The organism is Cecembia lonarensis LW9, assembly GCF_000298295.1.
GTDB classification, from domain to species: Bacteria; Bacteroidota; Bacteroidia; order Cytophagales; family Cyclobacteriaceae; genus Cecembia; species Cecembia lonarensis.
In genome coordinates this window covers 1-10589 of sequence record NZ_AMGM01000107.1, presented here as the reverse complement: position 1 = coordinate 10589, position 10589 = coordinate 1, and the positions used below count along the sequence as shown (strand labels likewise).

General features: G+C 34.9%; 14 protein-coding genes and 1 pseudogene. 12 read left to right on the top strand and 3 right to left on the bottom strand.

Annotated elements, in window-relative coordinates; genetic code table 11:
* The 7 genes from B879_RS18795 to B879_RS22715 form a co-directional block, all read left to right on the top strand.
* Positions 1–752, top strand: a 752-nt coding sequence (locus B879_RS18795) for a hypothetical protein (protein ID WP_040401221.1), incomplete at its 5' end; no start/stop codon positions are given.
* A gap of 75 nt (positions 753–827) precedes the next feature.
* Positions 828–1121: a hypothetical protein gene (locus B879_RS18790; RefSeq protein WP_009186802.1), complete on the top strand. Its 294-nt coding sequence runs from the start codon at positions 828–830 to the stop codon at positions 1119–1121.
* Between the two features lie 82 nt (positions 1122–1203).
* Complete coding sequence (locus B879_RS18785; protein WP_157231721.1) at positions 1204–1647, top strand: hypothetical protein; 444 nt, start codon at positions 1204–1206, stop codon at positions 1645–1647.
* Between the two features lie 378 nt (positions 1648–2025).
* On the top strand, positions 2026–2193 hold the full coding sequence (locus B879_RS22720; RefSeq protein ID WP_009186796.1) for a hypothetical protein: 168 nt from the start codon (positions 2026–2028) through the stop codon (positions 2191–2193).
* 5 nt (positions 2194–2198) lie between these two features.
* A complete protein-coding gene (locus tag B879_RS18775) occupies positions 2199–3410 on the top strand; it encodes a hypothetical protein (RefSeq protein WP_009186795.1) in 1212 nt (403 codons plus the stop codon).
* A 19-nt stretch (positions 3411–3429) separates the two neighbouring features.
* Positions 3430–4632, top strand: a complete 1203-nt coding sequence (locus tag B879_RS18770; RefSeq protein ID WP_009186794.1) for a primase-helicase family protein — start codon at positions 3430–3432, stop codon at positions 4630–4632.
* Positions 4633–5198: 566 nt separating this feature from the next.
* Positions 5199–5477 carry a hypothetical protein gene (locus B879_RS22715; protein ID WP_157231719.1) on the top strand — a complete coding sequence of 93 codons (279 nt, stop codon included), beginning with the start codon at positions 5199–5201 and terminating at the stop codon, positions 5475–5477.
* Between the two features lie 17 nt (positions 5478–5494).
* Here the strand turns inward: B879_RS22715 and B879_RS18765 are convergent, their stop codons facing one another.
* Together B879_RS18765 and B879_RS22710 are read right to left on the bottom strand one after the other, a co-directional pair.
* The gene (locus B879_RS18765) at positions 5495–5704 is read right to left on the bottom strand and encodes a hypothetical protein (protein ID WP_040401215.1); all 210 of its coding nucleotides are present in this window, start codon (positions 5702–5704) and stop codon (positions 5495–5497) included.
* Between the two features lie 51 nt (positions 5705–5755).
* Entirely contained in the window at positions 5756–5896 is a 141-nt protein-coding gene (locus tag B879_RS22710) for a hypothetical protein (protein ID WP_157231717.1), read from the bottom strand.
* 250 nt (positions 5897–6146) lie between these two features.
* On the opposite strand from B879_RS22710, the gene B879_RS18760 reads away from it, so the two are divergent.
* The 5 genes from B879_RS18760 (at position 6147) to B879_RS18735 (ending at position 9082) form a co-directional block, all read left to right on the top strand.
* On the top strand, positions 6147–6758 hold the full coding sequence (locus tag B879_RS18760) for a hypothetical protein (protein WP_009186791.1): 612 nt from the start codon (positions 6147–6149) through the stop codon (positions 6756–6758).
* A 421-nt stretch (positions 6759–7179) separates the two neighbouring features.
* A complete protein-coding gene (locus B879_RS18750) occupies positions 7180–7818 on the top strand; it encodes a hypothetical protein (protein WP_009186789.1) in 639 nt (212 codons plus the stop codon).
* Positions 7819–7827: 9 nt separating this feature from the next.
* The gene (locus B879_RS18745; protein ID WP_009186788.1) at positions 7828–8088 is read left to right on the top strand and encodes a hypothetical protein; all 261 of its coding nucleotides are present in this window, start codon (positions 7828–7830) and stop codon (positions 8086–8088) included.
* Positions 8085–8477, top strand: coding sequence for a hypothetical protein (locus B879_RS18740; RefSeq protein WP_040401213.1), 393 nt, complete (start codon positions 8085–8087; stop codon positions 8475–8477). Before B879_RS18745 ends, B879_RS18740 begins: the two co-directional genes overlap by 4 nt.
* A gap of 239 nt (positions 8478–8716) precedes the next feature.
* Entirely contained in the window at positions 8717–9082 is a 366-nt protein-coding gene (locus B879_RS18735; protein ID WP_009186784.1) for a hypothetical protein, read from the top strand.
* 799 nt (positions 9083–9881) lie between these two features.
* On the opposite strand, the pseudogene B879_RS18720 reads toward B879_RS18735, so the two are convergent.
* Positions 9882–10589, bottom strand: a pseudogene (locus tag B879_RS18720) (radical SAM protein); the annotation flags it as partial.

Below are 10589 nucleotides of genomic sequence, written 5' to 3'. Positions count from 1 at the left end.
AAAAAAAGCTAACGATTAAAGGCGTTTACGGTGAAGATTTAAAGAAAATTAAGAAGAACCATCAAAACCTTTCTTCTTTGTATCTTTTGATCACATATAATAGAAAAAACACAAAGGTTAAAAGCTATTCACTTGATGTTTTAGATACAACTATAAAAATGTATCATGGGCGAAAAGGAATGTTAAATCTTGATTTTTTTCTAAACAGAGAAGATATTGATTATGAATATTTAATTAGTGAGGATATAAATTTATTGAATCAGTGTAAAATTCTTTATGAAAAATACAGCATGAATGATTTTGATTTGAAATTTTTATCAAGTCCGGCATTTTCGCATTTATCTGATTCAGTAGATAATTTTATAATGCATGAATTAAAAGAATTAACTATTAAGTTTTTTAATTCAAAGGGTTATAATAAAACCACAAATTATTTAAATATTTTGTACCCATACTACTTTGATAATTTTATTGAAAGTATAGAAGAAATAAGCCCAAAAAGCTTTAAAGATCTTTATTCACATGAATTATTAAAGCTTTATTTTTTACTTCCAAGACTTCTTTTTAACCAAAGAATGAATAACAAATCTAAATTTTACTTCTTGACCGATTGTTTTAATACTTCAAAAGTTGATTCTTTGTTTGAAGTTAATTTTTTATCAGATGATGAAAGGAAATCACTTAAAAACCTTTTTATTGAGCAACTTAGCTTAGAAATAACCTCGATTTTTAAAAATTTCAGTTTGGATTAAAAAAATGTTCGCATTGATTTTTTTTATTGCGTAATTTCGTTTTAATTTGTTAGCAACAAAAAAACATATTACGATATGATACAACAAATTCCAGTAATTAATCCGGAGGTTTTAGATAAAAGACTTAGGATTATTGAACAGGGGATAGAGGATTTAAAAAATCTGAATTCCAAAATTCCAAAATCTGAATGGCTTTCCCTGGATGAATTCAAGGAGGCAACCGGGATTAAATCCCATTACTACATTCAGAAGATGCAACAGGTGGCGAAGAAAAAGGGGGATTCCTTCGCTTCAAAAATTCTAGGAAAAAAGATGTTTATCCATGAAAAAGAGGTTCAAAGGTTCTTTGATGGATTCTACCAGGTATAAAAAAAACGGGATGGGGGTCCCGTTTCCTGGTGGCTTTAATTATTTATTAAACAAATGTGATACAACTAAAACCAAAACAAAAATGGCAATTTTAATTGAAAACAACAAGTTAAGGGCAGTAATTCAGAATGGCCCTAAAAGTGATCTTCAGGTTTATTCTGAAGCCATCCACTCAGTGATTGACTTCTATTTGTGCAAGGAACCCTTTGCACCGATCCAACAAGGGCAGGCAGGCAATATCTATTTTCTCAAATGGCTGGATAAGTGCCTAAGCTGGGAGCCCCCAAAAGACAGCAAAACACTTGGGAAGGTGGTTTGCATAATCCCCAAAAATGACGTTTGTCTTTTGGAATCTTTTATTCAATCCCTGGATCTTTCAAGCCAGGACATTTTACACCATGGTTCCTATCATGGAATCAATCAAACACTTTGCGACAGATTATTTTTCATCAATGTACTAAGGAATTCCCTAAGCCCTAACCTGGATGAAATCAGGAACGAGCTAAGGAAAACCGTTGTCAATTGAGAGTATGAAGGAAATCAATATTCAAGTTTCATTGACTAATGAAAACTTGGTTACTGATGGCAATTTTGACAGGATCAGATGCGAAGTCAAAGGCCATTTGGAAAACTATGTTTACCACATTCTAAAGGAATCACAGGGTTTTATCTTTTATAATAAATCTCATGGAGGCCTTAACGGATATTATCCCACAGTGAGGGAATTGGTAATAAGCGCAAAGCTTCATAAAGACTGCAAAATATTGCTTATAGATTGATCGGTTATTGTAAAACTTACCCGGTGGGGTTTCTCCACTGGGTATTTTAATACCTTTCCAAAAATCAACGTCGCTTTTTTTAATTTCTATTGTACCGACTTTAGCCCGAACAAACCATATAAAACATGAATAATTTATTATTAGCAAAAAGAAGAAAAACGAAATCCATCAAATGGACTTTGAGAATTTCACCGGAAATAAAGGCCATGATGATTAAGCAAAGCGAAAAGAAAGGCCAAACTCTTTCCGAGTACATAAGGAATTTGGTTGAAATTGATTCACTTGAAAAGTAAGGATTATGGAACCAACTATTGATACTAAACCCAGCTATTTTCATGAAAGGATCTTTAACCAGTTGGGCTTTTCCGAAAACGATATAACACATCAATTCCCGATGTTTGACAATGGGGTTGCAGTTGATGTACCAAGAAAATTTACTTATTTTGAGCAAGAAGAGAAAGGTATTAAAATAAATTATCCTTCATTATTTGGTTCCCATTATACATATGGGAAGAATGGAATTAATCCAGGAGAAGAGGAATTAAAGTGGGGAAAACATTTTTACCGGATAAGGCTAGAGAAACCTTACACTTTTTTGAAGAATGGAAAAGAGGAAATTCAAAGGTATTCACAACCAAAGAAAAGCTCAATATTCCCATTTATTACACCAGGAGTTTTCAATAAATACTTAACTAAAGAGCAAATCAAAACTTTAGTCTTGGTAGAAGGAGAATTTAAAGCTTTCAAAGCTTGGTTTGAAAAAAGTAAGCTTGAAGGTTTTGAATCTTTAGAGTTTTTAGGGATCCCCTCTATTCATGGATTTAAAGGGGGAGGAATAAATGGGAATTTGATTCATGAGGATATTCTAAAAATTTTGATTGAGTGTCAGGTTGAAAATGTTGTTTTCCTAACTGATGCTGACACATTTATTGTTAAATGGGAGAAAGAAAAGGAGCTTACAACCAGGTTGAAAGCATTCAGTTCAGCAGTAACTAATTTTAGAGAAGAAATATCAAATCAAGTTGAGCAAAAGCAAATCAATAAGGTTTACTTTATGGCTTTAAGGCCTGAATATAATACCAATGAAACTAAGGGCCTTGATGATATATTGATTTCCAAACCTAATGATGGAAAGGAAATTTTTTCTCAATTGTTGAAGTTTAACCAGGCATTTGATTTTTTCAAAACGGTTGATATAACAGAAAACCAATTTTCAAAAAACCTAGATAAAGAATTCGGCCTGGACCATGTAGAAAATTTCTATAAAAGGTATGGTTTTTCAATAGGAGATAAACAGTTTGTTTACAAGAATCTTGTTTATGAAAAGCAAGAAGAAGGTTTAAAAAAGCTTGGCCATAAGGAAGCTGAAAAATATGTTAGAATAGGAATAACATATTTTAAGCATGTAAAACATATTGATAGAAATGGCAATGAATCTACATCACTCGAAAAATGGAGCAAACAGGAAATAAAAGAGGATTTCAAAAAAATATCCTTCATTTATTTCTGAAATACCAAAATATGATAAGATGGATGTATTTCCGGCTTGGATGCCTGGAACCTATAATAGAGTTCATGCAGGGGGAACTATTTATAATGTAATGAATCCATTGCAACATGACTTTATACCTGGAAGATTTGATAATACTATAAAGCTTCTAAATCATTTGTTTAGAGGTGATGGATCAATCAATTGGAATGAAGAAACCCAACAATATGAAGAGAAGAATATTTTAGGGGATCCCTTCAGTGTAATATTAGATTATTTAACCATTCAGTTTCAATATCCTGAAAGATTATTACCAGTTCCAATTTTAGTATCCAAGGAAAATAAAACTGGAAAAACTACATTTTTAGAATGGTTAAAGTTGATCTATGGTGAAAATGCAACCATCATGGCAATGGATCGACTTCAAGGATCATTTAACTTACATTATGCCTGGAAGTATATTATTGGATTAGATGAGGGACAAATAGCAGTTGAGGTTAAACGGGAAAAAGAAAAGCTTAAGCAAATGGCAACAGCTTCAACTATTCAACTTGAAGCAAAAGGAATTGATACGAAAGAAATTAAATGGTATGGAAAGCTTATAATCTGTTCAAATTTTGCTGATAGTGTAATAAAAATTGATGAGGGGGAAAATAGATGGTTTGTTGTAAAGGTTCCACGTTTTGACAAAGAAGATAATAAGTTAAAATCAAAACTTGAAAATGAAATTCCGGCATGGATTGATTATATATCAAAAAGAAAAATTTTTCATCCTGATGAAACAAGGATATGGTTTGATGATGAATACATCAAAACAGATCAATACTATGAAATCATAAAAAATACTAGAGATAAGTTTGAATCAATTTTTGATGATTGGATCAAAGATCAATTTCTTACTTATAAGGTTTATGAATTAAAGTATACTACTCAGGATATACTTAAACTAATAAAAGAATCCGGGTTGTTTAGTAGATTTCAACCAGATGCAAAAAAGTTAAGTGATTATCTTGCTTCAAAGGGTATGAAAAGGAAACAAAAGCCTGAGAAATATTCTTTCCCAGTATCGTTCAAACAAGATTTGGAAAATGGAGGTGATTCAAATGAAATTCAATGGAGTATTAGCAGTACCGGGAGACCTTTTGTATTTACTGTTTCTGATTGGATAAGTGAACAAGAATTAGATTTTGAAACCAATGATTTAAATAATTCAGAAAATCAGAAAACAGGTAATTTATTTTGAGTATTGAAAATATGTTACTTTTGTTACTTTTGTTACTTTACTCTAAAAATAGTTGATTTTAAACAGCAATAAGGGTTTTGATTGAATAAAAAAAAGTAACAAATCAAATTCATGAAGTTACTTTTGTTACTAAATATAAAAACTAAATAAATAAAAGTAACAAATTGAAAAAAGTGTGTTACCGAAAAAGTAAGTAAAAAACGGCCTTAACGACCATTTAAAGCTGTTTTTTTTACGGTAACAGAAGTAACACTTTTTTTTATATCCAGATTGAAATAATTCTATCCTATAAAATGAAAGGTGTCCAATCAGATTAAAGCGTCTTTTATACTTTTATAATTCCCAAATATGAGGGGTCTTCGTACCAGGTATGGGGGGCCCGATATTTTCCTAAGCATAGTATTTCCATTGCCTTTCCATATTCATTCAGGCCCGGTTCTTTCAAAACGAATCGGGACTGTTTTTTTTATTCTATTCTGTTTTTTTGAATTCAATTGGGGTACTGAGGCCCCCAACTGAAAATACATTTTCATTCAATACCAGGGAGCGGTTGCCGGTGGCCCTCCATGATCCCAGGGCTTGCAGTGCTTCAGCTCCTTTCCCATCCCCAAAGGCCTGAAGCATGGCTGGGGACGGCCTACCCTGGAAGCCTCCAGGATGAGAGCTTGTCCATCCCATCCGGTCCATCCTATATGATGGGATACCGGAACGGATCAGTCCGGCAGGAAAGCCTGGAAGCAGTGGGAGCCGTTGCCAGTTGCCTTCATTCCTTATTGCAGATTCTTTCCCACTTACCCACTGTTTCCCATCCCCAACGGCCTAAAGTATGGCAGGGGATGGCTTAGCCTGGAAGCCTTCAGGATCACAGCGCACCAATCCAATACCGGCTAAGCTTATTTAATTTGAAACCGGAACCGATCAGGCCAGGGGAAAGCGTGCAAGATCCGGGAACGGTTGCCCGGTTGCCCTCCATGATCCCTAGGCCTTGCAGTGCTTCAGCTCCTTTCCCCATCCCCAATGGCCTTAAGTATGATGGGAAAGCGTATGGCCTATCTCTGGGGCCTTCCTTCATTACAGATCCTAAACCATAGCCTAACCCTTATTTAATTGGAAACCGGAAACTTCAACTGGGGGGATGGGCAAAATACCAGGGAGCTGTTGCCCGTTGGCCTTCATTCCCTACTGAATGTCTCCAGTTCCTTACCCATTCTTTCCCATCCCCAACGGCCTGAAGTATGGCAAGGGATGGGCTGGAAAACTTCATTCACATATCATTAATTTTTAAAAATGGAAGTCGCCAGGCGGTAATGCGGTCGGGAAAATTTAGTTTATCTCTTTTTATTGATTAAGGGGGTATTTTTGCAAAGTTTTATAACATGTTGATATTTAAACATTTATAATGTTTTGAAAAACATTTTTTGCACTGGTTTTTTTGAAAATTTCTTTCAAAATAACAGTTCCTAAAAAAAGGGCCATCTAACTAATAGTTTTCCATAACCAAAATAAAAACAGGTATGGAAAAAAATTTAGCCATTCTTAGGGTTCCGGTTCCCCCATTTGCTAAGAACCTTATACTATCAAAATTTTCTGAAAAATTGGTGAATGATAGGTTTTTGGATTTTAGAAAAATGTATAAATATCATTTAGGTTTTGCAATCAAATCATTTTTGGAAAAAGACCTTGAAAGATATGTTTACATACCAAAGAATCCGGATAAAGATTATATAGAATTTATTTTACCTAAAGGCTATTTAACTTATGGGATCAGTGAGGAAAACGAAAAGAAACTTAGCCGTTATTTTGAGCTATACGCAAAAAACGATTTGGTAATACTAACCTCAGTTCTCAGTTTTTTACCAGGTGTTTCCAGGACTCAGGCCATAAGAACGGCATTTGAATACTATAATATTACGGATGAGGAATATGACCAAACACATTTTAGAAGATATTTTGATAGATATGGAAAGAGTTTTATAGGGGATCACTGGTACAAGACAAGAAGGCAGTTTACTGTTCACTTAAAAAAATTCTTTGTTGATTTTCTTAACCAAAAGCACAAAGGCAAAACGGCCATTTTGCGAAGCATAAAACAATATAAAAATGAAATCGATCAAGAATACCGTTAATCTAATTTCATTAATTGAGGGAGCCGGGGAAAAGGGCCTTTTGGCAAAATTGATTTATATATCCGGCTTCAACTCCAAAACAGGTTGTTACTATCCAAAAGGTGAAATTTTTATCAGGATATTTCCCAATAATCTGAAGGGGGGGTATAAAGGTAATACCCTCATGATTCCACTAAAAACCCAATCACAGCTAAAGCAATCATTTATTGATATTAGAATAGGGGACTTACTTTTTAGCACATCCCAAATAGTTGTTTTGGTGGCTGGTAAAAATTACATTCTGAATGCTAAATATGGATATCTGAAGCTAAAGGCTGAATTAATGACCTGTTTGAAATAACAAGTCCTAAAGAATTGAACTCAATTTTAGGAAATTAGACCTACCAACATAGAAAATTAAACTAAACCAAATATTACAGTTATGACACTTTCAGAAATTACAAAAGTAGTCTTGGACAAATCAATAGATTCTATTGTGATTGGGCAGGACAAGGAACTTGCAAACTCCATTTATTCCAAACTCCAAAAGGTATTTGATTCTTTAATTCCTTTCAAAACTGAATGGGGAAAGCACTTTAAAGAAGATTTTGATTTAGCTAAATACCAAAAATCAAAATCAAATTTTTTAGAGGTTATCCAGGATGAATACATAATCCAGGAAGGTATTGACAAGCAACAAAAACACTTCAAAATTGAATTCTTAAGGCAAATGGTAAACTTTCCGGATTTTGCCCCTTTGGTTAAGTCATTTGAAAAGCTTCAAAAGGAAATTTCCGGGGCCGGGGTGGCTCTTAAAATTATCCCATTGAGTGAAATATTAGAACTTTCACCAAAAGGATTCAACCCGGATACTGAAGAAAGGGTTCTTAATTATTGCACTATCAAAATATCGGGCCGTTCAGAGGTTGAAAAATATTGCGGACTTTGGTTGTATAGGTGTGGTTTTTCCCTTTTTGGTCAAAAAATGGGACTAACAATGAATATGGCCAGTGGATACATAAATAGAAATTCAATTTTTGATAATTTGGATAACATAAAAATACTGGATATTTTAAAATAAGCTAGGATAATGGAAATGTTATACATAAAAGAATTGAAAGATAAATTCGATTTGATACCGTTAGGATCAGATCAATTGTCCAGCCTGAAGGAGCCCCACAAGGTGGGGTTTTCCTTCTTGGTCAATGAATGCGGATTAAACCCTGGTATGGTTTCACGTATCATTGATAAAAAAACCGATTTGGAAAATATTGAGGATCTTGGGGCCAAGGTGATTGAAATGGAATCACTTAAGGCTAGACTGAAGATACTTGAAACAACATCTAAATGATTATGAAAAATTCAGTTGAATGGGGCCTGTATGAAAAAGCAGGCTTTAACTTATTGCATAAAAACAGCAAACTTACACTTGACCAAAAAGAGGTTGAGAAAGACAGTAGTTTAGAACTTGTAAGTAAAGAAAAAACCCCACCTGGTAATATTTTCATATACTCCAAAGTAGGAAAATTGATTTTTGAGGTGGAAAATTTAAAAAGGCAGATAAAAACCATTGAGGCCAAAAAAACAGCAGCCAAAACAGTAATTTCCCCTATGCCTCTAAAGGTTGAAGATAAGCCAAAAAGAAGAGTTTGGAGCTGGGAAGAAGATCCAGGTAAAAAGTCATCCCCCAAAGGTGAAAAACCATTAAGATCATGGGAAAAGGAACTAAGGAAATTATAATTTCCTATACAGAATTTCAATGTTCGTTTTAGAAAGTGTAGGGGTTTAGTTCTTTCTAATGTTGGTTCGTTGAAATAGTGGGGGAAGGTCCCCCACTTTTAATTACTTAGATATGATAGGAACTTTGTTGATAGAATCGTTTAGTTATTTGGATGCTTTACAGAATATGCTAAAGCCCTATGAATATCTATTTTATTTCATTACTGTAATTTTTTGCAGGTTTATCAAAATGAAAATCAATGACAATAGATCATTTTGAATTAATGGTTCTTATAGAGTCCTCATGGAACCCCGGTACAATCCTAAGATATTCCATTATAAAGAAATCAATTGATACCTGGTTTTTTGACCTTAACAGGGATCAGGCAAAAGCAGTTTACAATTATTTCAACACTTACAGGTTCACAAAGGAAAAATCAATCTTTTCAAATGAGATACAGGATATATTTTTTCATAGGTTTGACCCTTCTAATCAGTATGATATTTTAGTTAAAAATGAAGGCAAAAAAGAAACTCTAAAAGCCTTCAGATATAAAAATTCCTATTGGGTTTCAAGTGATACCCGAATAAATGAAGATTACATACTTTTAATAAACAAAGTATAATGAATTGAAGCGGGGGAGCCGTTGCCAGCGTTCCTTAATGTATTCCTTTTGTTCCTTATCTATTGTTTCCCAATCCCGAACGGCCCAAAATGGGGCAAATAAAGGAGAGCGGTTGCCGGTTTCCGTCGTTCCTTATTGCAGGCCTCTTGTTTCTTATTCACTGTTTCCCATCCCTAACGGCCTGAAGTATGGTAGGGGATGGCTTAGCCTGGAAGCCTTCAGGATCACAGCGAACCAATCCAATACCGGCTAAGCTTATTTAATTTGAAACCGGAACCGATCAGGCCAGGGGTAAAGCCTGGAAGATCCGGGAGCGGTTGCCCGGTTGCCTTCATTCCCTATTGCATGCCTCCAGTTTCTTACCCATTGTTTCCCCATCCCCAACGGCCTGAAGTATGGCAGGGGATGGCTTATCCTGGAAGCCTTCAGGATCACAGCAAATATTTTTCAAATTCTAATGAATTCTTACCCAAAACCTTATCAAAATCCATTGATTATTTTTGAATAATTCCAACAAAACCATTTTGTTTTATTAAAATGATTTCTACTTTTGCACTCGATTTAAGTCTATAACGGGCAAAAATCAAAAAGTCATACGGTTTTGACCTACTATTTGACCTACTTTGTATATAAGTACTTGATAATCAGTAGCGTTTTATATTCCCGTATCGACTACGAAAAATTTGATGTTTTTCATCGTTCGGATTGCTTGAAGCATGATGAATTTGTTTTATGGTTGTTAGTGGTTAAAGTGAGTGAAAACCCAATCTCCTAGGTTGGGTTTTTCATTTTTAAGCATCTAGACTAAAAGCAAGCCTTCGTCTCTCAAAGCATTCCAGCTTTCAGAAGCTAAAAACTCCTCCCAATTTCCTCCTTGTATGCTTCTGTAACTTTCCTCCAAATCTTTCATTGTAAGCAGTTTTCTATCTGTATCAGACTTAATTTGGGGAAGAATATCCAACAACCAACGCGCATGCATTTCATCTAACTTGATTTGAGAACTGCCAGTCTTGTGATCAAACAGTAATTGATGGCCCTTCCTTTCCTTGCCTTTTTTGCGGTAAGTGTAGGTTCTATAATCCAACTCGCCTCCTATCCAAACAAGCTTGGTGCTTGGCTTATAGGGTTCAGGTGCCTCTTCCTGTAAAACCTGATAAATAAAATGGGGAGAGACACTGGTTTTAGGTACCCTAAAATCAAACCACTCCTGCAATGGAAAATCCAAGCAAATGCCATGCATATAATTGAAAAGTGCCTTTTTTAACCCTGCGCTGAAACGTTCATGATCCGTACCCATGGGGTCCTCATGACTCAGGTCATTATCGGCAAAAAGCCCGGGCTCAGGACCGGTTTTGATGACCTGATAGGCCTTGGGGTCCAATCCGATCGGTGCATGGGCAGTCATGGCAAAAAGGTGCCAAAATCCGGACTGTAAAACCTCGTTGGCAAACAACTGTCGGACCATTTCCAGACTGTCAATGGTTTCCTGGGCCGTCTGAGTCGGAAA

Excerpts from the sequence above, each read along its gene's own strand:
- B879_RS18745 (WP_009186788.1), top strand. The coding sequence starts at position 7,828 with ATGGAAATGTTATACATAAAAGAATTGAAAGATAAATTCGATTTGATA.
- B879_RS22720 (WP_009186796.1), top strand. The coding sequence starts at position 2,026 with ATGAATAATTTATTATTAGCAAAAAGAAGAAAAACGAAATCCATCAAA.
- B879_RS18765 (WP_040401215.1), bottom strand. The coding sequence starts at position 5,704 with ATGAAGGAAGGCCCCAGAGATAGGCCATACGCTTTCCCATCATACTTA.
- B879_RS18790 (WP_009186802.1), top strand. The coding sequence starts at position 828 with ATGATACAACAAATTCCAGTAATTAATCCGGAGGTTTTAGATAAAAGA.
- B879_RS18740 (WP_040401213.1), top strand. The coding sequence starts at position 8,085 with ATGATTATGAAAAATTCAGTTGAATGGGGCCTGTATGAAAAAGCAGGC.
- B879_RS22710 (WP_157231717.1), bottom strand. The coding sequence starts at position 5,896 with ATGAAGTTTTCCAGCCCATCCCTTGCCATACTTCAGGCCGTTGGGGAT.
- B879_RS18750 (WP_009186789.1), top strand. The coding sequence starts at position 7,180 with ATGACACTTTCAGAAATTACAAAAGTAGTCTTGGACAAATCAATAGAT.
- B879_RS18775 (WP_009186795.1), top strand. The coding sequence starts at position 2,199 with ATGGAACCAACTATTGATACTAAACCCAGCTATTTTCATGAAAGGATC.
- B879_RS18760 (WP_009186791.1), top strand. The coding sequence starts at position 6,147 with ATGGAAAAAAATTTAGCCATTCTTAGGGTTCCGGTTCCCCCATTTGCT.
- B879_RS18735 (WP_009186784.1), top strand. The coding sequence starts at position 8,717 with ATGACAATAGATCATTTTGAATTAATGGTTCTTATAGAGTCCTCATGG.
- B879_RS18770 (WP_009186794.1), top strand. The coding sequence starts at position 3,430 with ATGGATGTATTTCCGGCTTGGATGCCTGGAACCTATAATAGAGTTCAT.
- B879_RS22715 (WP_157231719.1), top strand. The coding sequence starts at position 5,199 with ATGATCCCAGGGCTTGCAGTGCTTCAGCTCCTTTCCCATCCCCAAAGG.
- B879_RS18785 (WP_157231721.1), top strand. The coding sequence starts at position 1,204 with ATGGCAATTTTAATTGAAAACAACAAGTTAAGGGCAGTAATTCAGAAT.